The 25,412-nt window shown below is 70.7% G+C and carries 20 protein-coding genes; 11 read left to right on the plus strand and 9 right to left on the minus strand.

All coding sequences use genetic code 11. The annotated features are described in order from the left end of the window. Nucleotides 1-23: 23 nt before the first annotated feature. Entirely contained in the window at nucleotides 24-1,022 is a 999-nt protein-coding gene (locus ADL12_RS33085; protein ID WP_062708914.1) for an aldo/keto reductase, read from the minus strand. A 76-nt stretch (nucleotides 1,023-1,098) separates the two neighbouring features. On the opposite strand from ADL12_RS33085, the gene ADL12_RS33090 reads away from it, so the two are divergent. The 6 genes from ADL12_RS33090 to serA all read left to right on the plus strand — a co-directional run bounded on the left by ADL12_RS33090 (nucleotide 1,099) and on the right by serA (nucleotide 11,103). Next, complete coding sequence (locus ADL12_RS33090; protein ID WP_062708916.1) at nucleotides 1,099-2,040, plus strand: 2-hydroxyacid dehydrogenase; 942 nt, start codon at nucleotides 1,099-1,101, stop codon at nucleotides 2,038-2,040. A gap of 394 nt (nucleotides 2,041-2,434) precedes the next feature. Next, the gene (locus ADL12_RS33095) at nucleotides 2,435-5,488 is read left to right on the plus strand and encodes a putative bifunctional diguanylate cyclase/phosphodiesterase (RefSeq protein WP_062708919.1); all 3,054 of its coding nucleotides are present in this window, start codon (nucleotides 2,435-2,437) and stop codon (nucleotides 5,486-5,488) included. A 237-nt stretch (nucleotides 5,489-5,725) separates the two neighbouring features. After that, the gene (locus ADL12_RS33100; RefSeq protein ID WP_062708922.1) at nucleotides 5,726-7,582 is read left to right on the plus strand and encodes an acetolactate synthase large subunit; all 1,857 of its coding nucleotides are present in this window, start codon (nucleotides 5,726-5,728) and stop codon (nucleotides 7,580-7,582) included. A 21-nt stretch (nucleotides 7,583-7,603) separates the two neighbouring features. Further along, nucleotides 7,604-8,128: an acetolactate synthase small subunit gene (gene ilvN, locus ADL12_RS33105; RefSeq protein WP_062708926.1), complete on the plus strand. Its 525-nt coding sequence runs from the start codon at nucleotides 7,604-7,606 to the stop codon at nucleotides 8,126-8,128. Nucleotides 8,129-8,255: 127 nt separating this feature from the next. Beyond that, on the plus strand, nucleotides 8,256-9,254 hold the full coding sequence (ilvC, locus tag ADL12_RS33110) for a ketol-acid reductoisomerase (protein WP_062708929.1): 999 nt from the start codon (nucleotides 8,256-8,258) through the stop codon (nucleotides 9,252-9,254). 259 nt (nucleotides 9,255-9,513) lie between these two features. Beyond that, nucleotides 9,514-11,103 carry a phosphoglycerate dehydrogenase gene (gene serA / locus ADL12_RS33115; protein ID WP_062708932.1) on the plus strand — a complete coding sequence of 530 codons (1,590 nt, stop codon included), beginning with the start codon at nucleotides 9,514-9,516 and terminating at the stop codon, nucleotides 11,101-11,103. A 3-nt stretch (nucleotides 11,104-11,106) separates the two neighbouring features. Here serA and ADL12_RS33120 read toward each other — a convergent pair whose 3' ends face one another. After that, the gene (locus ADL12_RS33120) at nucleotides 11,107-12,687 is read right to left on the minus strand and encodes an MFS transporter (protein ID WP_062708935.1); all 1,581 of its coding nucleotides are present in this window, start codon (nucleotides 12,685-12,687) and stop codon (nucleotides 11,107-11,109) included. Nucleotides 12,688-12,770: 83 nt separating this feature from the next. On the opposite strand from ADL12_RS33120, the gene ADL12_RS33125 reads away from it, so the two are divergent. Next, nucleotides 12,771-13,355 carry a TetR/AcrR family transcriptional regulator gene (locus ADL12_RS33125; protein ID WP_062708938.1) on the plus strand — a complete coding sequence of 195 codons (585 nt, stop codon included), beginning with the start codon at nucleotides 12,771-12,773 and terminating at the stop codon, nucleotides 13,353-13,355. Here ADL12_RS33125 and ADL12_RS33130 read toward each other — a convergent pair. From ADL12_RS33130 to ADL12_RS33150, 5 genes are all read right to left on the minus strand, one after another. Continuing rightward, nucleotides 13,342-14,022: an ATP-binding cassette domain-containing protein gene (locus ADL12_RS33130; protein ID WP_062708941.1), complete on the minus strand. Its 681-nt coding sequence runs from the start codon at nucleotides 14,020-14,022 to the stop codon at nucleotides 13,342-13,344. The two genes, ADL12_RS33125 and ADL12_RS33130, sit on opposite strands and share 14 nt — an antisense overlap. After that, nucleotides 14,019-15,008, minus strand: coding sequence for an ABC transporter ATP-binding protein (locus ADL12_RS33135; RefSeq protein WP_062708944.1), 990 nt, complete (start codon nucleotides 15,006-15,008; stop codon nucleotides 14,019-14,021). Before ADL12_RS33135 ends, ADL12_RS33130 begins: the two co-directional genes overlap by 4 nt. After that, nucleotides 14,998-16,761 (minus strand): ABC transporter permease subunit, encoded by a 1,764-nt coding sequence (locus ADL12_RS33140; protein ID WP_062708947.1) that lies wholly within the window; start codon nucleotides 16,759-16,761, stop codon nucleotides 14,998-15,000. The genes ADL12_RS33135 and ADL12_RS33140 overlap by 11 nt, the downstream gene beginning before the upstream one ends. After that, a complete protein-coding gene (locus tag ADL12_RS33145; RefSeq protein ID WP_062708951.1) occupies nucleotides 16,758-18,248 on the minus strand; it encodes an ABC transporter substrate-binding protein in 1,491 nt (496 codons plus the stop codon). Before ADL12_RS33145 ends, ADL12_RS33140 begins: the two co-directional genes overlap by 4 nt. Nucleotides 18,249-18,317: 69 nt before the next feature. Then, a complete protein-coding gene (locus tag ADL12_RS33150; RefSeq protein WP_062708953.1) occupies nucleotides 18,318-19,556 on the minus strand; it encodes a PucR family transcriptional regulator in 1,239 nt (412 codons plus the stop codon). A gap of 173 nt (nucleotides 19,557-19,729) precedes the next feature. Here ADL12_RS33150 and ADL12_RS33155 point away from each other — a divergent pair, with 173 nt between their 5' ends. Continuing rightward, on the plus strand, nucleotides 19,730-20,656 hold the full coding sequence (locus tag ADL12_RS33155) for a proline dehydrogenase family protein (protein ID WP_062708956.1): 927 nt from the start codon (nucleotides 19,730-19,732) through the stop codon (nucleotides 20,654-20,656). Between the two features lie 45 nt (nucleotides 20,657-20,701). Next, nucleotides 20,702-22,333: an L-glutamate gamma-semialdehyde dehydrogenase gene (gene pruA, locus ADL12_RS33160; protein WP_062708959.1), complete on the plus strand. Its 1,632-nt coding sequence runs from the start codon at nucleotides 20,702-20,704 to the stop codon at nucleotides 22,331-22,333. A gap of 68 nt (nucleotides 22,334-22,401) precedes the next feature. On the opposite strand, the gene ADL12_RS33165 is transcribed toward pruA, so the two are convergent. After that, nucleotides 22,402-22,608, minus strand: coding sequence for a DUF5988 family protein (locus ADL12_RS33165; protein ID WP_062708961.1), 207 nt, complete (start codon nucleotides 22,606-22,608; stop codon nucleotides 22,402-22,404). A gap of 87 nt (nucleotides 22,609-22,695) precedes the next feature. Between ADL12_RS33165 and ADL12_RS33170 the strand changes: the two genes are divergently transcribed. Both ADL12_RS33170 and ADL12_RS53240 read left to right on the plus strand, forming a co-directional pair. Then, nucleotides 22,696-23,253 (plus strand): GNAT family N-acetyltransferase, encoded by a 558-nt coding sequence (locus tag ADL12_RS33170; RefSeq protein ID WP_062708964.1) that lies wholly within the window; start codon nucleotides 22,696-22,698, stop codon nucleotides 23,251-23,253. A gap of 259 nt (nucleotides 23,254-23,512) precedes the next feature. After that, nucleotides 23,513-23,653 (plus strand): hypothetical protein, encoded by a 141-nt coding sequence (locus ADL12_RS53240; RefSeq protein ID WP_107083653.1) that lies wholly within the window; start codon nucleotides 23,513-23,515, stop codon nucleotides 23,651-23,653. A 70-nt stretch (nucleotides 23,654-23,723) separates the two neighbouring features. Here ADL12_RS53240 and ADL12_RS33175 read toward each other — a convergent pair whose 3' ends face one another. Then, nucleotides 23,724-25,328 (minus strand): purple acid phosphatase family protein, encoded by a 1,605-nt coding sequence (locus ADL12_RS33175; protein WP_062708967.1) that lies wholly within the window; start codon nucleotides 25,326-25,328, stop codon nucleotides 23,724-23,726. Nucleotides 25,329-25,412: the final 84 nt, after the last annotated feature.

The raw sequence follows: 25,412 nt of genomic DNA on the forward strand, positions 1-25,412 counted from the left end.
CGGTTTCCGGTCCCCCTGAGACGTCAGTCCCAGGACCCCAGCGCCCGCGGCAGCTCCGCCACCTCCGCCAGGTCCTCCGCCGTCAGCCGCAGCCCCCCGGCCCCCGCGTTCTCGGTCACCCAGCGCTCCTGCTTGGCACCGGGTACCGGAACCACGTGCCGCCCCTGCGCCAGCACCCACGCCAGCGCGACCTGCGCGGGTGTCACCCCGTCCCCGTGCCGGGCCGCTATTCGGCGCAGCCCGACCACTATCGGCTGGTTCGCCGCCATCATCTCCGCGGTGAAGCGCGGGTGCCGGGCGCGGACGTCGTCCGGTTCGAAGCCCTGGCCCGGGGTCAGGGTGCCGGTGAGGAAGCCGTTGCCCAGGGGCATGGCCGCCAGGAAGCCGACGTCGCGTGCCTCGCACCACGGCAGCAGCGTCTCCAGGGCCTCCGGCGACCACACCGACAGCTCCGCCTGCACGGCGCTCACCGGAAAGACCTGCTGCACCCGCTGCAACTGGCGGATCGTCCCGTCGTGCAGGCGGGTTCCCGAGCGGCGGCCACCCCGCGCGCCCATCGCGCACAGCCCCAACGACCGTACCTTTCCGGCCTGGACGAGCTGCGCCATCGCGCCCCACGTCTCCTCGATGGGGACTTCGGGGTCCGCGCGGTGCAGTTGGTAGAGGTCGATCACGTCCGTCTGCAGGCGGCGCAGAGAGGCGTCGCACGCCCGCTTCACATATCCGGGGCGGCCGTTGGCCACGATGTGCTGTTCGCCCACCAGCAGGCCGACCTTGGTCGACACGAACGCGTCCTGGCGGCGCTCCTTCAACACCCGCCCCAGCAGCAGCTCATTGGTGAACGGACCGTACATGTCCGCCGTGTCCAGCAGCGACGAGCCCAGATCGAGCGCCCGGTGCACCGCCCTGAGCGACTCCTCGCCCCGCTGCCGTGAGGAGCTGTACGCCCAGCTCATCGGCATGCACCCGAGCCCGACGGCTCCGACCGCGAGTGCCGCCGCGCCCATCGTCCTGCGCTCCACCTGGCCGTAACCCTCCCTCTTCCGGCACCCCAACCTAACCTCTGCACTCCTGTTCGCCTGACATAGCCTCCGGAGCATGACTGCTGATGTGTGGCTCCCCATCCCGCCGGAAGACATCGAGGGCCTCCCCGAGGGCCCGAACTACCGCTTCTGGAACGGCGCCGAGGACTTCCCCGCCGACCCGGCCGAGTGCGCCTTCTACGTCGTCCCCTACATGAAGCCGCCCGCGCTCGGGCAGCGCCCCCTGCCGGAGATGACCTCGGTGCAGGTCGTACAGACGCTCTCGGCCGGCATCGATCACGTGGAACCGGCCCTCAAGTACCTGCCGCCGGGCGTGCGGCTGTGCAACGCGCGCGGGGTGCACGAGGCGAGCACCGGTGAGCTCACACTCACGCTGATCCTCGCCTCGCTGCGCGGCATCCCCGATTTCGTACGGGCCCAGGACAAGGGGGAGTGGCTCGGCGGATTCCGGCCGGCGCTGGCGGACAAGAGCGTCCTCATCGTGGGATACGGCTCCATCGGGGCCGCGATCGAGGACCGGCTCGCACCCTTTGAACTGGCGCGGGTGGCGCGCGTCGCGCGCTCTGAGCGCACCACGGCGCGCGGACCTGTGCATCCGCTCACCGAACTGCCCGCCCTGCTCCCGGAAGCGGACGTCGTCATCCTGTCCACGCCTCTGACGGACGCCACCCGGCACCTGGTCAACGCCGACTTCCTGGCCTGCATGAAGGACGGCGCGCTGCTGGTCAACGTCGCCCGTGGGGCCGTCATCGACACCAAGGCGCTGCTAGCCGAGCTGGAGGCCGGGCGCATCACCGCCGCCCTGGACGTCACCGACCCCGAGCCGCTGCCTCGGGAACACCCCTTGTGGCGTGCGCCGGGGGTGCTGATCAGCCCGCATGTGGGCGGGCCGACGTCGGCGTTCCTGCCGCGCGCGAAGAGGTTGCTGGTGGACCAGTTGAGTCGTTACGTGAACCGGGAGCCACTGCGCAACGTGATCCTTACGACGGGCGCGTAGTCCGCTTCGAGTACCCTCCGCAACCTGCTGGAAGCGGTCCGTACTCGCATATGCGCTGGTCGTCACGGAGCGTAGAGGCCCTATGTCCCTGAGTGACGAGACTGGTGTATCGTCCGGACAGGGGTTGCGCCGCGCACGTTCGGCGCCGGGGCTTGGAGAGTTCAGATTTGTGAGGGGGGCGACGGGCGATGCACGGCCTATGGACCAACGACCCGACGCGGCGGGGCCGCCGCCGGCGACCCTGGCGAACGTCCGCGCGCAGACGCGGCCACCACGGCGCCCACGGCTGCCGTCACAGCCATCACCACCGCAGGCACAGCAGCGGCAGGCGGCATGCGCACCCAGCGCACCGGGACCCTTGGGACTCGGGAGCGGCGCGGACCGGGAGGGCCCGGTGAGCTCGCCACCGTCTCCCACGACCACCCTCGACGGAGCGCTGCGGGCACAGTCCTCGTCGGCGGCGATGCTGCCCCGCCGGCCATCCTTCGGTGGCGGCAAGGCGTTCGTCCGCCAACTCGTTCTGGCCCTGGTGTGCGCGGGATACGCCGTCGGTTCCGCGGTCGGCTGGGGCTCGGACCAAGTCGCGCTGATCATGGGCGACTTCGGGCTGGCCGCCGCGGCCGGCGCCGCCGCCGTGTCCTGCTTCCGCTACGCCCGCAGCCGCCGTATCCGGTTCCGGCCGGCCTGGCTGCTGTTCGCCCTGTCCTCGGCCATGGCGGCCCTCGGCAACCTGGTCTGGGGGTGGTACGAAGTAGTCCTCGAACAGCCCGTGCCCAGCCCTTCCTACGCCGACGGGTTCTTCCTGTGCTTCGCGCCGCCCGCCATCGTGGGACTCCTGGTGCTCGCCAAGCGGCCGGTGACGAAGGCCGGCTGGGTCTGCCTCGGGCTGGACGCCTGGCTGATCGGCGGCTCGCTGCTGACCCTGGCATGGAGCCTCGCCCTCGCCCAGGCGGCCAAGATCGACTCCAGCGGCGGGGCGAGCGTGGCGCACACCGCGCTCTCGCTGGCCTACCCGCTGCTCGACATCGCCCTGGTCAGCATGGTGCTGGCGCTGCACTTCCGCCGCTCGTCGGCGAACCGCACCGCGGTCAACACCGCGATCGGCGCGCTCGCCCTGACCGTGATGTGCGACGCCCTGTTCACCTCGCCGCTGCTGCACAACAGCTACCACTCCGGCCAGCTGCTCGACGCGGGCTGGTTCGCCGGCTCGCTGCTCCTGGCGTACGCCCCCTGGGCCGCGCCCCGGCATGGGCAGGACGAGGCCGACCGGCACCACACGGCGGGGCACACGCGCGTGGTGCACGAGCACGTCCCCGGACAGCGCGGCGGAAGCCATCACCACACGCCCCCGCCGGGAGGTGATCTCAGCCGGTACCCGGCCAACCGGCCGATCGCCGGCTCCCTGGCCGCGCTCACCCCGTACCTCGCCGCCGCCGTCTGCACGCTGGGGATCCTCTACAACGTCCTCAACGGCCGCAGCGTCGACCGCGTAGTGCTCATCACCGGCGGCACGGTCGTACTCGCCCTCGTGGTGCGCCAGGGCATCATGCTGCTCGACAACATCACCCTCACCCAGGAACTGGCGCAGAAGGAGAACCACTTCCGCTCCCTGGTGCAGGGCTCCAGTGACGTCATCATGATCGCCGCACCCAACGGCATCCTCCGGTACGTCTCCCCGGCCGCCGCCGGGGTCTACGGCCGCACCGCCGAGGAGCTGGTGGGCACGGAACTGGCCAACCTCATCCACCCGGAGGACCTGGGCTGCGTGGTGCACGAGGTGCGCCGCTTCCTCGCCGCCAGCCCACTTGAGGAACCCACTACGCGCATCGAATGCCGCTTCCGGTCCGGCGGTGGGGGCACCTCCCGCTTGAGTGAAGCCGAGAGTGGGGGAGGCTGGCTCAACGTCGAGTCGACCGTCAATCGCCACCACGGCGGCCTCATCTTCAACAGCCGGGACGTGACCGAAAGAGTGCGCCTGCAGGCGCAGCTCCAGCACAACGCCGAGCACGACCCGCTCACCGACCTGCCCAACCGCGCGCTGTTCACCAAGCGCGTGCAGCAGGCCCTGTCCGGCCGCCGCGCCTCCGACCGGGGCGTCGCCCTGCGCAACACGGCCGTCCTCTTCATCGACCTCGACGGCTTCAAGGGCGTCAACGACACGATCGGACACCAGGCCGGGGACGAGTTGCTCGTCCAGGCCGCCCGCAGACTCCAGGAGGCGGTCCGGGGCGGGGACACCGCGTCCCGGCTGGGCGGCGACGAGTTCGCGGCCCTGATCGCCGGGGACAACACCCGCGACCGCACCGCCCGCGAACGACACATCCTGGAGCTCGCCGACCGCCTCAGGCTGACGCTGTCCCAGCCGTACCTCATCGACGGCAACGATGTCCGGGTCAACGCCTCCATCGGCGTCGCCTTCGCCGAGCCGGGCCTCGGTGCGGGCGAGCTGCTGCGCAACGCCGACCTGGCCATGTACAGGGCCAAGGCGGGCGGCAAGGGACGCGTCGAGCTGTACAAACCGCAGATGCAGCAGGACGTCGTACGCAAGGCGGAGCTGGCGACACGCCTGCGTGCCGCGCTGCACGACGGCGAGTTCGCGCTGCTGCACCAGCCGGTGGTGTCTCTGGCGGACGGTCGGATCACGTCGGTCGCCGCTCAGGCGCGCTGGCGGTCCTCGCAGGGGGTGCTGTTCACCCCGGCCGAGTTCCTGAGGGTGGCCGAGGACAGCGACAAGACCGCCGAGCTGGGCCGCTGGATGCTTCAGGAGGCCGTCGAGCAGGCCGCCGAGCGCACCGCGACCGGGCTCGCCGTACCCGTCGCGGTGCGGATCGGCGCGCGCCGGCTGCTGGACCGGTCGATGCCGCTCGGCTCGATCGAGGCGTTGCTGACCCGGCACGGGCTGCCGTCCGGGTCACTGATCATCGAGCTGTCCGACCTCGACCCCCGCGTCTCGCTGGACGAACTGGAGCGCCGCCTGAGCGGCCTGCACCGGCTCGGCGTCCGGATCGTCCTGGACGGCTTCGGCAGCGGATACGCGGCGATCACGGCCCTGCGCCGGCTCCCCGTCGACGTACTCAAACTCGAACGCGGTCTGGTCGAGGGGGTCGTCGAGTCCGCACGGCTGCACAAGATCACCAGTGGGCTGCTGCGGATCGCCGGCGACCTCGGGCTGCAGTCCGTGGCCGACGGCGTGGACCTGCCGGAACAGGTCGTCGCCCTGCGTGCGATGGGGTGCACGCACGGGCAGGGCATGGCGTTCTCCGGTCCGCTGGACGAGTACCGGCTGCGCCGGGCGCTCAGTTCCGGCCACTATCCGGTCCCGCACGGACCGGCGGAGCCCGCGTTCGCGGGTGGCGGCGCGGGGGTGTACACCGGTGGAGTGACCGCTGTTCTCGGAGGCGGAAGTGCCCATCGCTCACATAATGAGACTCCCGTCCCACCCACTTGACAGTGGGTGCGTGCCGGGGGGAGGGTCTGTGCCATGCGCACCCGAATTCTCGTACTTGGAAAGCGCGTCGGCTGAAGCTGGTGACGTCCGGACAGACCCGGAACTCCCAGCGACCACACCCGGCGCGCTCCCCTCGCTTGCCTTATGGCACGAGGGGTTTTTTGTTGCACAGGCACAAGTCGTGCAGCACCGAAACTCCGCCCAAACCTCGCAAAAACCCTCAGCATCGAGAAGAGAATGCCGATGACCGAGCAGGCCACCGGGGCCCATCACCCGCAGCCGCGGCCCCGATCCGGAGGACACCAGTCCGCCCCCGAGCACGTCACGGGTGCGCAGTCCCTCATCCGTTCGCTCGAGGAGGTCGGCGCCGACACGGTATTCGGCATTCCGGGTGGTGCGATCCTTCCGGCGTACGACCCGCTGATGGACTCCACCAAGGTGCGCCACGTCCTGGTCCGCCACGAGCAGGGCGCCGGCCACGCCGCCACCGGTTACGCGCAGGCCACCGGCAGGGTCGGTGTCTGCATGGCGACCTCCGGCCCCGGTGCGACCAACCTGGTGACGCCGATCGCGGACGCCCACATGGACTCGGTGCCGCTCGTGGCGATCACCGGGCAGGTGGCCTCCAAGGCGATCGGTACGGACGCCTTCCAGGAGGCGGACATCGTCGGCATCACGATGCCGATCACCAAGCACAACTTCCTGGTCACCAAGGCCGAGGACATCCCGCGGATCATCGCGCAGGCGTTCCACATCGCCTCCACCGGCCGCCCCGGCCCGGTCCTGGTCGACATCGCCAAGGACGCCCTCCAGGCGAAGACCACCTTCTCCTGGCCGCCCACCATGGACCTGCCCGGCTACCGGCCCGTCACCAAGCCGCACGCCAAGCAGATCCGCGAGGCCGCCAAGCTGATCACCGCCGCCAAGCGGCCCGTCCTCTACGTCGGCGGCGGTGTCATCAAGGCCGGCGCCACCGCCGAGCTGAAGGTTCTCGCCGAACTCACCGGAGCGCCCGTCACCACCACCCTGATGGCGCTCGGCGCATTCCCCGACAGCCACCCGCTGCACGTGGGAATGCCGGGCATGCACGGTGCGGTCACCGCCGTCACCGCGCTGCAGAAGGCCGACCTGATCGTCGCCCTCGGAGCCCGCTTCGACGACCGCGTCACCGGCAAGCTGGACAGCTTCGCCCCGTACGCCAAGATCGTCCACGCCGACATCGACCCGGCCGAGATCGGCAAGAACCGCGCCGCCGACGTGCCGATCGTCGGTGACGCCCGAGAGGTCATCGCCGACCTGGTCCAGGCCGTCCAGAAGGAGCACGCCGAGGGCCACCAGGGCGACTACAGCGCCTGGTGGAAGGACCTCTCCCGCTGGCGCGACACCTACCCGCTCGGCTACGACCAGCCCGAGGACGGCTCCCTGTCCCCGCAGCAGGTCATCGAGCGCATCGGCCAACTCGCCCCTCAGGGCACGATCTTCGCGGCGGGCGTCGGCCAGCACCAGATGTGGGCCGCGCACTTCATCCAGTACGACAAGCCCGCCACCTGGCTGAACTCCGGCGGCGCCGGAACCATGGGCTACGCGGTCCCGGCCGCGATGGGCGCCAAGGCCGGCGCACCGGAGCGGACCGTCTGGGCGATCGACGGCGACGGCTGCTTCCAGATGACCAATCAGGAGCTCACCACCTGCGCCCTGAACAACATCCCGATCAAGGTCGCCATCATCAACAACGGCGCCCTCGGGATGGTCCGCCAGTGGCAGACCCTCTTCTACAACCAGCGCTACTCCAACACCGTGCTGCACTCCGGCCCCGAGGCCGACGGCAAGCAGCCCAGCGCCGGCACCCGCGTCCCCGACTTCGTCAAGCTGTCGGAGGCCATGGGCTGCTACGCGATCCGCTGTGAGTCGCCGGAGGACCTCGACAAGGTCATCGAAGAGGCGAACTCCATCAACGACCGCCCGGTGGTCATCGACTTCATCGTCCACGAGGACGCGATGGTGTGGCCGATGGTCGCCGCCGGCACCTCCAACGACGAGATCATGGCCGCTCGGGACGTCCGCCCCGACTTCGGCGACAACGAAGACGACTGAGCGAGGAAGAGCAAAGAGATCATGTCCAAGCACACGCTCTCCGTCCTGGTGGAGAACACACCGGGCATCCTCGCCCGGATCGCCGCGCTGTTCTCCCGCCGCGGCTTCAACATCGACTCGCTCGCGGTCGGTGTCACCGAGCACCCCGACATCTCCCGCATCACCATCGTCGTGGGCGTGGAGGACCTGCCGCTGGAGCAGGTGACCAAGCAGCTCAACAAGCTGGTCAACGTGCTGAAGATCGTCGAGCTGGAGCCGGGTTCGGCCGTTCAGCGCGAACTCGTTCTGGTGAAGGTGCGCGCCGACAACGAGACGCGCTCCCAGATTGTCGAGATCGTTCAGCTGTTCCGCGCCAAGACCGTCGACGTCTCCCCGGAGGCCGTGACGATCGAGGCCACCGGCAGCGGCGAGAAGCTGTCGGCCATGCTGAAGATGCTGGAGCCGTACGGCATCAAGGAGCTCGTCCAGTCCGGCACGATCGCGATCGGCCGCGGCGCCCGTTCCATCACGGACCGCTCGCTGCGCGCGCTCGACCGGTCGGCATAGGGACGTGTTCGGGCGGACGGGTGACACCGCCGTCCGGATTCCGCCCGTATAGCGAGACCCCGAAACTTCCCTTCCCCCCGCCGTCATACGGTGGACGCAACACCTGCACACAAGGAGAGAACCCAAAGTGGCCGAGCTGTTCTACGACGCCGACGCCGACCTGTCCATCATCCAGGGCCGCAAGGTCGCGGTCATCGGTTACGGCAGCCAGGGCCACGCCCACGCGCTGTCGCTCCGTGACTCGGGTGTCGACGTGCGTGTCGGTCTGCATGAGGGCTCCAAGTCCAAGGCGAAGGCCGAGGAGCAGGGCCTGCGCGTGGTGACGCCGTCCGAGGCCGCCGCCGAGGCCGACGTCATCATGATCCTCGTCCCGGACCCGATCCAGGCCCAGGTCTACGAGGAGCACATCGCCCCGAACCTGAACGACGGCGACGCGCTGTTCTTCGGTCACGGCTTCAACATCCGCTTCGGCTTCATCAAGCCCCCGGCCGGCGTGGACGTCTGCATGGTCGCCCCGAAGGGCCCGGGCCACCTGGTGCGCCGTCAGTACGAGGAGGGTCGCGGCGTTCCCTGCATCGCGGCCGTCGAGCAGGACGCCTCGGGCAACGCCTTCGCGCTCGCCCTGTCGTACGCCAAGGGCATCGGTGGCACCCGTGCCGGCGTCATCAAGACGACCTTCACCGAGGAGACCGAGACCGACCTGTTCGGTGAGCAGGCCGTCCTGTGTGGTGGCGCCGCCGCCCTGGTCAAGGCCGGGTTCGAGACGCTGACCGAGGCCGGCTACCAGCCGGAGATCGCGTACTTCGAGTGCCTGCACGAGCTGAAGCTGATCGTGGACCTCATGTACGAGGGCGGCCTGGAGAAGATGCGCTGGTCGATCTCCGAGACCGCCGAGTGGGGCGACTACGTCACCGGCCCGCGGATCATCACCGACGCCACCAAGGCCGAGATGAAGAAGGTCCTCGCCGAGATCCAGGACGGTACCTTCGCGCAGGCCTGGATGGACGAGTACCACGGCGGTCTGAAGAAGTACAACGAGTACAAGCAGCAGGACTCCGAGCACCTGCTGGAGACCACCGGCAAGGAGCTGCGCAAGCTCATGAGCTGGGTGAACGAGGAGGCGTAAGCCTCACGTCCGTGGCGGTACCCTCGACTGGGGGTACCGCCACGGGGCTTTGCCCCGGACCCACGGAGACCCCTTACAAAATGGCGTTTCTCGTCCGGGTGATCCTTCCGCAGAGGCGCAAGACGCCCTCCGCCGCGCCACTACACTGGCGCACAACATTCGCGTCAGGCCCACAGCGTCGTGCGTCTCCACGCGGCTAGCCCCTCCACCGCCAGCGGCCGTCGGGACGGCCGTCCGCAATGGACTTGTGAGGACTCACGTGAGCTCGAAACCCGTCGTACTCATCGCTGAAGAGCTTTCGCCCGCGACCGTGGACGCGCTTGGTCCGGACTTCGAGATCCGGCACTGCAACGGCGCCGACCGGGCCGAGCTGCTGCCCGCCATCGCCGACGTGGACGCGATCCTGATCCGCTCCGCCACCAAGGTCGACGCCGAGGCGATCGCCGCAGCCAAGAAGCTCAAGGTCGTCGCACGAGCCGGCGTCGGCCTGGACAACGTCGACGTCTCCGCCGCCACCAAGGCCGGCGTGATGGTCGTCAACGCCCCCACCTCGAACATCGTGACCGCCGCCGAGCTCGCCTGCGGTCTCCTCGTCGCCACCGCCCGCCACATCCCGCAGGCCAACGCCGCGCTGAAGAACGGCGAGTGGAAGCGCAGCAAGTACACGGGCGTGGAGCTCGCCGAGAAGACCCTCGGTGTCGTCGGTCTGGGTCGGATCGGTGCGCTGGTCGCCCAGCGCATGTCCGGCTTCGGCATGAAGGTCGTGGCCTACGACCCCTACATCCAGCCCGCCCGCGCCGCCCAGATGGGCGTCAAGGTGCTGTCGCTGGACGAGCTGCTCGAGGTCTCCGACTTCATCACCGTCCACCTGCCCAAGACCCCCGAGACCGTCGGCCTCATCGGCGACGAGGCGCTGCGGAAGGTCAAGCCCAGCGTGCGCATCGTCAACGCCGCGCGCGGCGGGATCGTCGACGAGGAGGCGCTGTACTCCGCCCTCAAGGAGGGCCGGGTCGCCGGCGCCGGTCTCGACGTGTACGCGAAGGAGCCCTGCACGGACTCCCCGCTCTTCGAGTTCGACCAGGTCGTCGCCACCCCGCACCTCGGTGCCTCCACCGACGAGGCGCAGGAGAAGGCCGGTATCGCCGTCGCCCGCTCGGTGCGCCTCGCCCTCGCCGGTGAGCTCGTGCCCGACGCGGTGAACGTCCAGGGCGGCGTCATCGCCGAGGACGTCAAGCCGGGTCTGCCGCTCGCCGAGCGCCTCGGCCGCATCTTCACGGCGCTCGCCGGTGAGGTCGCGGTCCGCCTCGACGTCGAGGTGTACGGCGAGATCACCCAGCACGACGTGAAGGTGCTGGAGCTCAGCGCCCTCAAGGGTGTCTTCGAGGACGTCGTCGACGAGACGGTGTCGTACGTCAACGCCCCGCTGTTCGCCCAGGAGCGCGGCGTCGAGGTGCGGCTGACCACCAGCTCGGAGGCCACCGACCACCGCAACGTCGTCACCGTGCGCGGCACGCTCGGCAACGGCGAGGAGGTGTCGGTCTCCGGCACGCTGGCCGGCCCGAAGCACCTGCAGAAGATCGTCGCGGTCGGTGACTACGACGTGGACCTCGCGCTCGCCGACCACATGGCCGTCCTGAAGTACGAGGACCGTCCGGGTGTCGTCGGCACCGTCGGCCGCATCTTCGGCGAGGCCGGCATCAACATCGCCGGCATGCAGGTCTCGCGTGCCGTCGCCGGTGGCGAGGCGCTGGCCGTCCTGACCGTCGACGACACGGTGCCCGCCGGGGTGCTGACCGAGGTCGCCGAGGAGATCGGGGCGACGTCCGCCCGTGCGGTGAACCTGGTCTGAGGTCTAGCGAACGCCGGACGTGCTGAGCTTGCTCGGCGCTTCCGGCGTTTCGCATGCGCGCTCCGGAACCTCGACCCGGCGCAGTGTGACCGCCGCCAGCCCCGCCGCGCCCGCCAGCAGTACCGCCCCCGCGATCGCCGCCCCCTGCATTCCGCTGGTGAACGCCTCCCGCGCCGCCGTCGCCAGTCCCGGGACCCGGTCGGCGACCGCCAGCGCTCCGCCCAGCGTCTCGTGCGCCACGTCCGGCGCCGACGCCGGGATCTCGTGACGGTAGATCGCCGTACCGATCGAGCCGAGGACGGCCATGCCGAGGGCGCCGCCGAACTCGGCGCCGGTCTCCATCAGGGAGGACGCGGAGCCCGCCCGTTCCACCGGGGCGGTGCCCATGGCCAGGTCCATGATCTGGGACATCACGATGACGCCGCCCACGGCGAGGACGGCGCACGCCGTCAGCACCAGCCACATCGAGTCCGTACCGGCGAAGGCCAGCAGCGAGAAGCCGGATGCGGCGATCGCGAAGCCCGCGGTGACGACGTGGGCGCGGTCGACGCCCTTGTGGACCAGACTGGTCGCCACCGGTGCGGCGGCCCCGATCGGCACCGACGGCAGCAGTGCCCACAGGGCCGCCTCCAGCGCGCTCTTGCCGAGCACCGACTGGATGTACTGCGTGGTGAAGTACGCCGAGCCCATGATGCCGAACGCCGAGACGAGGTTCAGGGCGACGGAGGGCCCGAAGCCCCGGCCACGGAACAGCGCTGGGTCGATCATCGGCGAGGCGGTGGTGCGCTGGCGGTGGACGAAGGCCGTCGCGAACAGCAGGCCGACGGTGATCGAGACGACGTAGCGGACGTTCCAGCCCTCGGAGGGGATCTCCTTCAGGCCGTAGATCACGGGGAGCACGGCCGCCATCGACAGCGGAACGCTCAGCCAGTCGAAGCGGCCGGGCGCGGGGTTCTTCGACTCGGGGAGCAGGACGGGGCCGAGCACCAGCAGCAAGGCCATCGCGGGCAGGTTGACGAGGAAGACCGAGCCCCACCAGAAGTACTCGACCAGCAGCCCGCTCATCACCGAGCCGAGCGCGATCCCGGCCGTCATCACGCCGGACCACAGGCCGATCGCCTTCGCGCGCTGCGCCGGGTCGGTGAACATCGTGCGGAGTATGGCCATCGTCGCCGGCATCAGGGTCGCGCCGCCGATGCCGAGGACCGCCCGGGCCGCGATCAGGGTCTCGGCGCTGTTCGCGTACGCCGCCACCAGCGAGGCCGTGCCGAACGCGGCGGCGCCGATCAGCAGGAGGCGGCGGTGGCCGATGCGGTCGCCGAGCGAGCCCATCGTCATCAGCAGGCCGGCCAGCACGAAGGCGTAGATGTCGAAGATCCACAGCTGCTGAGTGCCGCTCGGCTCCAGGTCCGCGCTGATCGCCGGGATCGCGAAGTACAGGACGGAGACGTCCATGGAGACCAGGAGCAGCGGAAGCATCAGCACGCCGAGGGCGGTCCTCCCCCAGAGGGGGGACCCCCAACGGCGGCCGGCTCGGGCGGGTGGCAGCGAGGGCGGGGCGGTGCTCGTCGGGTTCGTTGTCATGGCGGTGAATGTACGCGCGTCCTAAACGCTTGTCTAGAACGGCTGTATAGGACGGGTGTATGGATCCGGAGTAGGGTGGTGCCATGGGACACCGTGAGGATCTGCTCGAGGGAGCCAAGCGCTGCCTGCTGGCGAAGGGATTCGCGCGCACGACGGCGCGCGACATCGTCAAGGAGTCGGGGACCAACCTTGCGTCGATCGGCTACCACTACGGCTCGAAGGGCGCGCTGCTGGCGCAGGCGTACGTGTCGCTGGTCGAGGAGGTGGGCGACGCCTTCGAGGGTGACGGGACCTCCGGGATCGGCGCCGAGCCCGGTTCGATCGAGCGGTTCCGGGAGGTGTGGTCGAACATCATCGGCACCATGCGGGATCCCGGCTCGGTGTGGCGCCTCAGCGTGGAGGTCATCACCATGGGCGATCAGCTGCCCGAGGTGCGCGACCATCTGGCTCGGGCCCAGCTGGAGGCCGGCCGCGGCATCATCCCGCTGCTCATGGGCGGGCGGGAGCAGGACGTCCAGGACGAGACCGTGGACACCCTCGGCAAGTTCTATCTGACCTTGATGACCGGACTCATCGCCCAGTGGACCTTCGACCCCAAAACCGCGCCCAGCGCGGAGCAGCTCACCGAAGGCTTGCGCCAGGTGATCGAGGCCGCTACGCGGAAATGACGTGCCCCTCGCGCATCTCGATCGCCCGGTCCGCGAAATGCCGTACGACCGCGCGGTCGTGGCAGATGAACAGGTAGCCGAGGCCGAGGTCGTCCTGGAGGTCGGCGAGCAGGTTCAGCACGCCGGCCCGCACGGAGGGATCGAGGGCCGACACCGGCTCGTCCAGGACCAGCAGGCGTGGCTCGGACGCCAGCGCGCGGGCGATTCCGGCGCGTTGGCACTGGCCACCGGAGAGTTCGTGCGGGTGGCGGTCGCCGTACGACGGGTCCAGGCCCACCCGGTCGAGGAGCTCGGCGACGCGGGCGGGGCCGTCGGTGCCGGTCCAGCGGCCCTGCACCTTCAGTGGTTCCGCCACGGCGTCGCGGATGCGGTGGCGGGGGCTGAGTGATCCGTACGGGTCCTGGAAGACGGGCTGCATACGCGGGCGAAGCGGGCGCAGCTCGCGTTCGGTGAGGGTGGTCAACTCCCGGCCCTCGAAGAGGACTTCACCGGCGTCCGGGCGGCGCAGCTGGAGGACGGCGAGGGCCGTGGAGGACTTGCCGCAGCCGGAGGGGCCGTTGAGGGCCAGGGTCTCGCCGGGGGCCAGGCTGAACGAGACGTGGTCGACGGCGGTCACGCCTCCGTAGCGGACCACGAGGTCGCGGACGTCGAGCAGAGCGTCACTCATACCTGTTCCTGTGCCCGTTCCTGTGCCTGTGCCTGTGCCTGGAACAACTTCGTCGCCGGGTGGGGGAGCTCCGCCCAGCGGTGACAGGAGACCAGGCGTCCCTCCACCTCCTGTGGCTCCGGTTCCTCCGTGCGGCAGGCGTCCGCCGCGAGCGGGCAGCGCGGGGCGAAGGCGCAGCCCGGCGGGAGTGCGCCCGGGGCGGGCGGGGTGCCGCGCAGGGCGGGGAGGCGGCGGCCAGGGGGTGCGTGCTGCGGGAGGGAGGCCAGCAGGCCCGCGGTGTACGGGGCGCGGGGGCGGCCCAGCACCTCCTCCGCCGGGCCGAGCTCGGTGAGGCGGCCGGCGTACATGACCAGCACGCGGTCCGCGTGGTCCCGTACGACGTCCATGTCGTGGGTGACGAGTACGAGCGCGGCCCCCACCGCCTCCCGCTGCTCGGCGAGCACCCTCAGCACCTGGTCGCGGTGCTCCTCGTCCAGGGCGGTGGTGGGTTCGTCGGCGACGACGACGTCGGGTTCGTTGATCGTCGCCATGGCGATGACGGCGCGCTGCCGCATGCCACCGGAGTACTCGTGCGGATACGCCCGTGCCTTGCCGGCGGCGTCCGGGATGCCGACCCGGTCGAGCGCGGCGATCGCCCGGGACCGGGCCTCCTTGCGGGAGACGCGGGCCACCGACCGTACGGCGGCGGCGAGTTGGTCGCCGACCGGGTGGACGGGGGACAGGGCGGACAGGGCGTCCTGCGGGACGAGGGAGATGCGGCGGCCGCGGTGGGCCGCGAGGTCCGGCTCGATCGTCCCGCTCGTCGACGCGCCCCGGGGCAGCATGTCCAGCAATGCCCGGGCCGTGAGGGACTTGCCGGCGCCCGACTCGCCGACGATCGCCAGGACTTCGCGCGGGCGGACGTCGAAGGACAGGCCGCGTACGGCCTCGATCCCGTCGAAGGTGATCCGCAGGTCATGTACCGACAGCAGTGCGTCAGACGACAACGGGGGCCTCTTTTCTCTGCTCCGTCGGAGCGGCTCGCCTTACCCTCCGGCCCTGCACGGCCGCCGCCCCCGACACCGCCAGCCCTGCCAAGAGGGCCAGCGCGACGGCCGGGGCGAGGGCTGCCCACGGGGCGCGTTCGACGTAGGCGCGGGACTCGTCGAGCAACAGACCCCACTCGGGGGTGGGTGGCTGGGCGCCCAGGCCCAGGAAGCCGAGGGAGGCCAGGGCGAGGGCGATGCCGGGCAGGCGCAGCAGGGCGTGGCGCGCGACCGGGGCGGCGACGGATGGCAGGACGTGCCGGGTGAGGATCCAGAACGGAGTCGCACCCATGGCCCGTTGGGCGGTCAGGAACGCGGACGCGCGTACTTCCTGCACCAGTGCCGCCGCGTGGGCGGACAGTGGCGGCCAGGAGATCAGGGCGACCGCGAGGGCCGCGCCGCCGGTGCCGGGTCCGGCCGCCGCGGCGACCAGGATGCCGACGATCACCGGGGGCAGGGCGTTGGCGATGTCGGCCGCGCCCGCCGCGATGCCGGGCAGGAAGCCCAGTGCGAGTGCGACGAGCAGGCTCAGCACACAGATGGCGGCGGCCGTGCCGACCGTCGAGGCGGCGCCATGGCCGAGCCGGGCGAGGACGTCGCGGCCGAGGGCGTCGGTGCCGAGCGGGTGCGCCCAGGAGGGGGCGGCGAGACGGGCGTTGGTCTGCACGGTGTACGGGTCGCGCAGCAGGCCCCAGCCGATGGTCACGGCGAGGAAGGTGAACAGCGTCAACGGGATCGACGGGTGCGTACGGACCGGACGTGCCGGCGGCAGCGTCAGCCCGGCGTCACGCAGAGCGGGGCCCAGCAGCCGGCGCCGCACCGCCACCGCCAGCGCACCCGCGACCAGGCCGAGCAGCAGCAGCGCCAGGACGGAACCCTGGAGCAGCGGCAGGTCCTGCGACTTGGCCGCGCCGAGCGCCGTACGGCCGATTCCCGGCACCGCGAACACCATCTCCACCGCGACCGCGCCGCCGGTCAGGCCGACGGCGACCATCCCGAACTGCGGAACCAGGGGCGGCAGCACGCGCTTGAGGGCGGCCGCCGAGATCCTCGTACGGCTCACTCCTGCGCCCCGCCACAGCTCCACCCACCGCTCGTCGAGCACGGCGGGCAGCGCGTCCGCGACCAGCCGGCCGAGCAGACCGCCCGCCGGGACGCCGAGGGCGATCGCGGGCAGCACCAGGTACTCGGGGCCTGCCCAGCCGGCCGTCGGCAGCCACCCCAGCCACACCCCGCACACCAGCAGCGCGACCGTGGCCAGCAGGAACTCGGGCACGGCGGCCAGCATCGCGGCGAGCGCCCCGGCCGAGCCGCGTCCCCGCACCAGTACCGGCGCCACGAGCACGGCGGCCAGTACGACCGCCACGCCGAGCGCCGCGCCCATCAGGCCCAGGGACACCTGGAGGCCGGCGACGACCGACGGCAGGACGTCGGTCCCGGACACCCAGGAGGTGCCGAGGTCGCCGTGCAGCAGGTCCGAGGCCCAACTCCCCAGCAGGGAAAGGGGACCGGCGTCCAGGCCGAGGTCCTCGCGGATCGCGGACAGGGCCTCCTCGGTCGCCTCCTGCTCGGCCGACCGGGCGCGCAGCACGGTGAGCGCCGGGTCCCGGCGCGAGAGCCAGGGCAGCAGACCGACGGTGGCCAGGACGGCGACGAGGCAGACGAAGCGGGTCAGCCCGGCAGGACCGGCCAACTTCCTTACTGCGAGCTTCACTTGACGTATGTGTCTGCGGTGACGAGCTCACGCTCACGCGGGTCGTGGGCCGCGTCGACGACACCCGCGGCGTCGCCCTGGATCACGCGTTCGTGGAGCATCGGCACCGCCGCGTCCTGGGCGAGCACGGCGGCCTCGGCCTTGATGACCGCCTTGCGGCGGGCGTCGCCCGCCTGTGTCTCGCCGGCCTTCTTCAACTCGGCGTCCACGGAGGGGTCGGCGAGCTGGGAGAGGTTGAAGGAGCCGTCGGAGGCGAAGTCGCTGTACAGGTAGGCGACCGGGTCGCCGGAGTCGAGGACGGTGGCGCGGGAGAGGATGAACGCGTCGAACTTGCCCGCGAGGGCGTCGGATTCGATGTTCGCGTACTCGCGGACGTCGAGCTTCACCTTGAACCCGGCCTTCTGCAGCTGCTGCTGCAGTGCGGCGGCGACCTCGGGCAGTTCGGCGCGGTCCGTGAAGGTGCCGATGGTGATCGTCTTGCCGTTCGGCTTGCCCGCCTTGGTGTGCTTGACGGGCGTGCGCAGTCCGGCCGCCCACGGCAGCGCGGGCCCGAGCAGTCCCTCGGCGACATCCGCCCGCCCCTCGTACACGCCCTCGACGAGCGACTCGGCGTCGATCGCCTCCCGGGCGGCGGCGCGCAGCGAGGCGTCCTTGAAGGCGCCCTTCTCGGTGTTCAGGTAGAGGGTGTTGGTGCGCGGCATCGGGACCTCGGTGATCAGGTCCTGGTCGAGGACGGCTGCTTGGGAGACCGGAATCGCCTCGACGATGTCGGCCTCGCCGGTGCGCAGGGCGGCGGCGCGGGCCGTCCCGTCCGGCACGAACGTGACGTCGATTCCCGGGGCCTTGGCCTTGCCGCCCCAGTAGGCGTCGTAGCGGTCGAGGGCGGCGGAGGAGGTGCCGTTGACCTTGACGAGTTCGAAGGGGCCGGTGCCGGCGCCGACGGGGTTCACCGTCTTCCCCTTGTAGGCCTTGGCGGCGAGGATCGCCAGCTGGGGCGAGCTCAGCCGCTGCGGGACGAGGGGGTCCTCGGTGCCGGTGGTGACGGTGACCGTGTCGGCGTCCTCGGCCTTCGCGGTCAGCTCCACGCCGTCGAGGATGCGGGGCTTGGGGGAGGCGGTGGCGGCCTTGGTGAGCGACCGTACGACGGCGTCCGCGTCGAGCTTCGTGCCGTCGTGGAAGGTGACGCCGTCACGTATCTCGAAGGTCCAGGTACGGCCGGCCTGCTGCCACTTGGCGGCGAGGGCGGGCTGGGCGTCGCCTTCCTTGTCGAGCTTCACCAGGGTCTCGGCGGTCGACCAGCGCGACAGCTTGAACGCGTCGTCGCTCAGCGGGGACAGGCCCGATCGGGGCGGCTGCATGTGCGCCACGCGGATGCGCTTGCCGTCGGCGGCCGCCTCATCGGACCCCGCCGACGAGAAACAGCCGGTGAGCAGGGCGGAGGCCGCGGTGACCGCGGTCAGTGGGAGGAGACGGGCGGGGACGCGCACAGGGCACTCCGAGTAAAGGTGTGGTCAAAGGTTGAACGTGCACCGACCGTAGCATGATGACAATCGTTTTCAGAAGCCGGGCCGTGCCCCCTTCAACACCATGTGCAGCAACAACCGGTCCTCCCCGTCGTCCAGGTCCAGGCCCGTGAGCTGTTCGACGCGGGAGAGGCGGTAGTACAGGGTCTGGCGGTGGATGCCGAGTTCGGCAGCCGTGCGGCCGGCCTGGCCCGCGCAGTCCAGGTAGACCTCGGCGGTGCGGGCGAGTTCGTGGTGGGCGGGGGAGAGGAGAGGGGCGACCGCGGGGTCGTGGAGCGCCTCCGGGGCGAGGGAGGTCAGCAGGCGGTACGGCCCGATGTGCGACCACTCGGCCACCGGTCCGAACCGCGGTTCCGCCAGCGCCGCGCGGGTCGCGGCCGACGCCTGCTGCCAGACGGTGGCCAGATCGGCGAGACCGGAGCGCGGCTCGCCGAGGCCCGCCGCCACCCGTGCCCGGCCCTGCGTGAGCGGCCGGGACGGCGTCTGGGCCGGGCCTTCCTTCAGCAGCCGGGACGCCGCGGCCAGCGCCGCCGTCCGCACTTCGGGTGAGCGCAGCCGTACGAGCACCGCAAGGCTCTGTCCGGTCTCCCCCCACGGCACCGTGCACAGTGCCGTCGCGTGCGGCACGGTACGCACGGACGGGGCGTCGTCGGGGTCCGCCGAGGGCCAGGGGGCCACGCAGACCACCGTATGGACGCCGTCCGCGCGTGCGCCCAGGGCCGTGCGCAGCTCGGCGACCGCCATGTCGCCCTGCCAGCCCCGCTCGGCGGTCAGCACCGCCCGCAGCTCCCGGCTCAGATCCGCTCCGTGCTGCGCCTCGTCCGCCAGCAGCGCGCCGATCCGCGCGGTCACGTCCATCGCCGCCGCGAGCTGCTGCTCGGTCGGGCCCGGATCGTCGTCGAGGAGCCAGACGTAGCCCAGCACCACACCCCGGTGGCGTACCGGGAGACAAATACGTCCGCGGTACACCCCGGCCTCCGGAGTCGGCGGGATGCGCACCGGGCCGGTCGCCCGCGTGATACCGAAGCCCTCGAACCAGGTCCGCACCGCCGACGTGGAGCGGCGCGTCAGGATCGAGCGGGTGCGGACCGGGTCCAGGGCGGACGCGTCGAGCTCGTCCTCGCTGTCGTACGCGCCGAAGGCGATCAGCTCGAAGTCCCGGTTCTCCAGCGTCGCGGGCGCGCCGAGTAGCTCCGAGAGCTCGTCGACCAGCTCCTGGTAGTCGTCCTTGCGGTCCTTGGATTCCGGCGTCACCCGGGCATTCTCCCGCATTTCCGCGACGCCTTCATACATCTGTCTGAGATCTGCGGCACGGATGCGTGACAGCTGTCGATGGCCGCCGTTCGGAGGGATCCTTAGGTTTCACGGTGGTTCTCCGTGCCGTACCCGGAACATCACTTATCGGGGTGTCGGCCGTCTTTCGGCTGTGTTTGTGGAGGTGCCCCGTGCTGGGTCCCGTGATTCTCGCCGCGTCGCGCAGCGACCGGATGCGACGCCTGATCTCGGCGGCCCCGGTGACGAAGCAGGTCGTCGACCGTTTCATCCCCGGTGAGACCGTCGACGAGGTCGTGCCGATCATCGAGGACCTCACCGCCAAGGGTCTGGAGCTGACGATGGACGTCGTCGGCGAGGACATCACCCGCCCCGAACAGGCCGCCGCCGCCCGGGACGCCTATCTGCGGCTCATCGACCGGATCAAGGACCTGGAGCTCGGCGAGCGCGTCGAGATGTCCGTCAAGCTCTCCATGTTCGGGCAGGCGCTGGAGGGCGGCCACGAGCTCGCCTTGGCCAATGTCCGCCCGGTCGTCGAGGCCGCCGCCGCCATCGGTACGACGGTCACGCTCGACGCGGAGGACCACACCACCCTCGACTCGATGTTCGCCATCCACGACGAGCTGCGCAGGGACTTCCCGCAGACCGGCTGCGTCATCCAGGCCTACCTCTTCCGCACCGAGGCCGACGCCCGCCGCCTCGCCGCGAACGGCAGCCGCGTACGGCTCGTCAAGGGTGCGTACAAAGAGCCCGCCGAGGTCGCCTACCAGCAGAAACACGAGATCGACAAGGCGTACGTCCGGATCCTCAAGGTTCTGATGGAGGGCACCGGGTACCCGATGATCGGGTCCCACGACCCGCGCCTGATCTCCGTCGCCCAGGAACTCGCGCGGCGCGCCGGGCGAAAGCTCGACGAGTACGAGTTCCAGATGCTGTACGGGATCAGGAGCGACGAGCACCTGCGGCTGGCCGCCGAGGGGCATCGCATGCGCGTCTACACCGCCTACGGCACCGACTGGTACGGCTACTTCATGCGACGGCTCGCGGAGAAGCCGGCGAACCTGCGCTTCTTCGTACGAAGCATGATCACCAAGGGCTGAGCCCACACCGCTCGAGAACACCGCTCAGTAAGGAGTTCAGAACCCATGGACGCTGTGACCCAGGTCCCCACCCCCGTCAACGAGCCGGTGCACGGCTACGCCCCCGGCTCGCCCGAACGGGCCCGCCTCGAGGTCAAGCTCAAGGAGCTGGCCGAGAACCCGATCGACCTGCCCTGCACCATCGGCGGCGAGAAGCGGCTGGGCGGCGGTGAGCGGTTCGACGTCGTGCAGCCGCACAACCACAAGGCTCGCCTCGGCACCTACGGCAACGCCACCCAGCAGGACGCCCAGGACGCCATCGACGCGGCCCTCGCCGCCGCGCCGGCCTGGCGTGCGATGTCCTTCGACGACCGCGCGGCGATCATCCTGCGCGCCGCCGAGCTGCTGGCCGGCCCGTGGCGCGAGACGCTGGCCGCCTCCACCATGCTCGGCCAGTCCAAGACCGCCCAGCAGGCCGAGATCGACACGCCCTGCGAGCTGATCGACTTCTGGCGCTTCAACGTGAAGTACGCCCGTGACCTGCTCGCCGAGCAGCCCCCGGCGAACTCCCCGGGTGTGTGGAACCGCCTCGACCACCGCCCGCTGGAGGGCTTCGTCTACGCGATCACGCCGTTCAACTTCACGGCGATCGCCGGCAACCTGCCGACCGCGCCGGCCCTCATGGGCAACGTCGTCGTCTGGAAGCCGTCCCCGACCCAGACCCACGCCGCCGTGCTGCTCATGCAGCTGCTGGAGGAGGCCGGTCTGCCCAAGGGTGTCATCAACCTCGTCACCGGCGACGGCATCGAGGTCTCCAAGGTGGCGCTCGAGCACCGTGACCTCGCGGGCATCCACTTCACCGGCTCGACCAAGACCTTCCAGTACCTGTGGAAGACGGTCGGCAACAACATCGAGAAGTACCGCTCCTACCCGCGCATCGTCGGCGAGACCGGCGGCAAGGACTTCGTCGTCGCCCACCCGAGCGCCGACAAGGCGGTGCTGAAGACGGCCCTGACCCGCGGTGCCTTCGAGTACCAGGGCCAGAAGTGCTCGGCGACCTCCCGCGCGTACATCCCGGCGTCGATCTGGAACTCCGGCTTCAAGGAGGAGTTCGCCGCCGAGGTCGACTACCTCACCATGGGTGACGTCACCGACCTGTCCAACTTCATCGGCGCCGTCATCGACGAGCGTGCCTTCGCCAAGAACAAGGCCGCGATCGACCGCGCGAAGTCCGACCCGACCTGCACGATCGTCGCGGGCGGCTCCTACGACGACTCGGTCGGCTACTTCGTCCGCCCGACCGTCGTCGAGTGCACCGACCCGGAGAACGAGGTCTTCACCACCGAGTACTTCGGCCCGTTCCTCGCCGTGCACGTCTACGAGGACGACAAGTACGACGAGATGCTGGAGCAGATGGAGTCGGTGTCCGCCTACGCGCTGACCGGCTCGGTCATCTCGGGCGACCGCGCGGCGGCGGCGTACACGATGGAGAAGCTGCGCTACGCGGCCGGCAACTTCTACATCAACGACAAGTCGACCGGCGCCGTCGTCGGCCAGCAGCCCTTCGGCGGCGGCCGCGCCTCCGGCACCAACGACAAGGCCGGCGCCCCGCAGAACCTGATGCGCTGGACGCTGACCCGCGCCATCAAGGAGACGCTGGTCGCGCCGACCGACTACACCTACCCGCACATGGGCTGACACCCCGACGCACCTCGAGAAGGCCGGGTCCTGAACGGACCCGGCCTTCTCGGGCTGTGCGGCAGGGGCTACTCGGCGATCTCCGTGCGCTCCCACCACTCGTACACGGGCAGCCTGCCCTCGACGGTGTCCGCGTGCCGCGGTGTCGGCCTGAAGTGCTCGTATCCGCCGCGGAGCTTGATCTTCGCGTCCGGGCCGGGGGACGGGGCCGGGACGATCCGCTCGGGCAGGTCGTCCGGGCCGCCCTCGAGGAACACTTTCGACGTGTCGTTCATGGGTTCACCGGTTCCCCTCGTCCCGACCCGGTGTCCCGCGTCCCGCCCAGGATCAGCCAAGTGGGCGATCCCCTCGATACTGGTCGGATGACCACACCGACAGCCACTTTCGCCCCGCGCACCGCCCACACCGCCGACCTCACCCCCACCGAACTGCGCGCGATCCGTGCTCTGTTGGACGACGCCTTCGACGGCGACTTCTCCGACGAGGACTTCGAGCACGGGCTCGGCGGTATGCATGCCCTGGTCCACGACGAGGCAGGGCGGCTCGTCGCGCACGGTTCGGTGATCATGCGGCGGGTACGGCACCGGGAGCGGTGGCTGCGGGTCGGGTACGTCGAGGCGGTGGGCGTACGGTCCGACGCGCGGCGGACGGGGCTCGGCGGCCGGGTGATGGCGGAGCTGGAGCGGGTGATCGACCGGGCGTACGACGCGGGGATGCTGTCCGCGAGCGACGAGGGGGCCGCCCTGTACGCCGCCCGTGGCTGGGAGGTGTGGGGCGGGCGGGTCTCAGCGCTGGGGCCGGCGGGCGTCGTGCATCTGCCGGACGAGGAGGGGAGCACATTCGTGCGGCCCGCCCTCGCCGGTCCGCTCGACCCGGCGTTCGAGCTGGTCTTCGACTGGCGGGACGGCGACGTGCTCTGACGGCCAGGAAGGCAAAGGCGCAGGTCAGTGGCGTGTGATCCAGTCCACCGTCTCAGATAGTAGGAAGTCCGAGTAATTGTGGAGACAGACGCGTCATCCTCGCTTAGCTTTGTAGGAGCCGAACGCATCGCTCGATCAAGCGAATGGCGGTCGTGAGCCGGGCCCCGTGCAGGCAACCCCTGCGGCACCGCTCCCCGCCCCACCCGGCGTCTCGTAACCCCTGTCTGCACTCCCGGATTGTCGAAGGAGTCGATTTCCCATGGCCGAGACGACCGCCCGCCGTCGAGTCCGTCACCTCTCCCGTACGAGCGAGTCCGACCGCAAGAACGCTGCCGCAGCCCTCCAGCGTGCCCTCGACCGCAGGGACAACGGCGGAGCCACCGGCCATCAGGCGGCCTGACGCCACAGCCGCGTACCCGCGCGGACGCACACAAGCCGGGAGCCGCACCCGTACGAGGTGCGGCGCGGTCTCACACCCCGCGCCGCACCTCGAAATGGTCGACGCGCTCCCCGGTCGGCGACAGCGCCGACACCTTCAGGCGTGGCTTCGGGCCGCTCTCCGCCTCCACCGAGAGGAAGGAGAAGCCCCGGTAACGCACCCGCGACCACTGCACGCTCTCGGTCCGATTGTCGCGTGACCTGGTCCACTTGAAGGAGTCGATCGACTCCCGCTCGGTGACATGGCCCTCGTAGCTCTCCTCGGCGCCGTTCGGGAAGCCGTACAGGTCTTTGCCGCCGCCGCCCGCCGTGACGTACACGATCCCGTCCCGCGTCGGGTCCGTCGTCGCGCCGATCGGCACCGGGCTGCCGACCTCGCCGTTCAGGATCGCGTCGGTCCGCTCGTACACGTGGTTGTGCCCGTTGATCACCAGGTCGACCTGGTGCTGGGCGAAGAGCGGCACCCACTCGGCGCGGATGCCCCCGTCGGAGGCGTGCGTCGAGGTCGAGTAGGCGCAGTGGTGGAAGTAGACGACCACGAAGTCGACCGCTCGGTCGGCCCGCAGCTCGCGGAGCTTGCGGTCCAGCCACTTCGTCTGCCGCCCCTCCGTGTAGCCGAAGTTGGCGGGGATCTCGTACGACACGTCGTTCGCGTCCAGCGCGACCACGCCGACGTTGCCGTACGTGAAGGCGTACACCCCCGGCGCCGTACGCGGGTCGAAGCCGCTGTCCGGGAGGGAGAAACGGGCGAGTTGGCCGCCGTAGCCGTCCGGCGAGTACCAGGCCTCCATGTCGTGGTTGCCGGTCGTCACCATCCACGGCACCGACTTCGCCACCGACTCGGTCTGCTTGAGGAACAGGTCCCAGAAACCGGGGTCGTAGCCGTCCGACTCCTTGCCCTTGCCGTTGACATTCGCGTAGCAGATGTCGCCGGCGTGGAGGTGGAAGGCGGGGTCCTGGCGCAGCAGGACATGGTCGTTGGCGGATGCCGCCTCGCTGACGCCCTGGTCGCCGAAGGCCGTGAAGGTGAAGGTCTCCGGGGTGGCGGGCGCCGTGCGGAAGGAGGCGATCGTCGAGCGGTGCCGAGGTTCGGCGGGGTCGAAGCCGTCGTGGCCCACGCCGTAGTAGTGCGTCGTGCCGGGGCGCAGGGTGTCCAGGGCCGCGTGGACGTAGTACTGCTCGAACGCCGGGCGGATGCCCTGGAGCGCCGGGGTGTGCAGATCGCGCACCTCCGCCTCGATCCTCCGGTCCAGGTCGTCCGGGCGCAGTCCGATCCGGACGTACGGCTTCTTCACCGCGGCCGGCACCTGCCAGGAGATCCGCATCTGCGTCTTCGGGTCGGCGCCGAAGGCGAGATGGCGGCCGAAGGGGGCGACGGCGGAGCCCGGCACCTTGGCCGGAGTGGATGCGGCCGCCGAGGGGCCGGCCGCCGTACCTGCCCCCGCCCCCGAACCCGAGCAGCCCGTCAGGAGCCCGCCCGCCACCGCGCCCGCCGTCACCAGTGTGCGGCGCCGGGTCAGCTTCGTACGCAGGTACTCGTGCTGTTCCGCCATGCTCATGCGGCGGGCGAGCTGGGGCGGGATGCCGAAGTCGGGGACGGGGGGCCCGGGGGGTGTCCCCCTGGATGGCACAGTCATGAAAGGGAACTTCCCAGCGACAGCCAACACCCGCCCCACATACGGGTGAACGCCGGTCGACGCGCAAACGCCGTCCCCCATCCG

It is taken from the genome of Streptomyces regalis, from assembly GCF_001509475.1.
Lineage (GTDB): Bacteria > Actinomycetota > Actinomycetes > Streptomycetales > Streptomycetaceae > Streptomyces > Streptomyces regalis.

Bases quoted from the DNA above. Each gene is read 5' to 3' on its own strand.
- ADL12_RS33090 (WP_062708916.1), top strand. From the start codon at position 1,099: ATGACTGCTGATGTGTGGCTCCCCATCCCGCCGGAAGACATCGAGGGC.
- ADL12_RS33100 (WP_062708922.1), top strand. From the start codon at position 5,726: ATGCCGATGACCGAGCAGGCCACCGGGGCCCATCACCCGCAGCCGCGG.
- ilvN (WP_062708926.1), top strand. From the start codon at position 7,604: ATGTCCAAGCACACGCTCTCCGTCCTGGTGGAGAACACACCGGGCATC.
- ADL12_RS33120 (WP_062708935.1), bottom strand. From the start codon at position 12,687: ATGACAACGAACCCGACGAGCACCGCCCCGCCCTCGCTGCCACCCGCC.
- ADL12_RS33125 (WP_062708938.1), top strand. From the start codon at position 12,771: ATGGGACACCGTGAGGATCTGCTCGAGGGAGCCAAGCGCTGCCTGCTG.
- ADL12_RS33130 (WP_062708941.1), bottom strand. From the start codon at position 14,022: ATGAGTGACGCTCTGCTCGACGTCCGCGACCTCGTGGTCCGCTACGGA.
- ADL12_RS33150 (WP_062708953.1), bottom strand. From the start codon at position 19,556: ATGCGGGAGAATGCCCGGGTGACGCCGGAATCCAAGGACCGCAAGGAC.
- pruA (WP_062708959.1), top strand. From the start codon at position 20,702: ATGGACGCTGTGACCCAGGTCCCCACCCCCGTCAACGAGCCGGTGCAC.
- ADL12_RS33165 (WP_062708961.1), bottom strand. From the start codon at position 22,608: ATGAACGACACGTCGAAAGTGTTCCTCGAGGGCGGCCCGGACGACCTG.
- ADL12_RS33170 (WP_062708964.1), top strand. From the start codon at position 22,696: ATGACCACACCGACAGCCACTTTCGCCCCGCGCACCGCCCACACCGCC.
- ADL12_RS53240 (WP_107083653.1), top strand. From the start codon at position 23,513: ATGGCCGAGACGACCGCCCGCCGTCGAGTCCGTCACCTCTCCCGTACG.
- ADL12_RS33175 (WP_062708967.1), bottom strand. From the start codon at position 25,328: ATGACTGTGCCATCCAGGGGGACACCCCCCGGGCCCCCCGTCCCCGAC.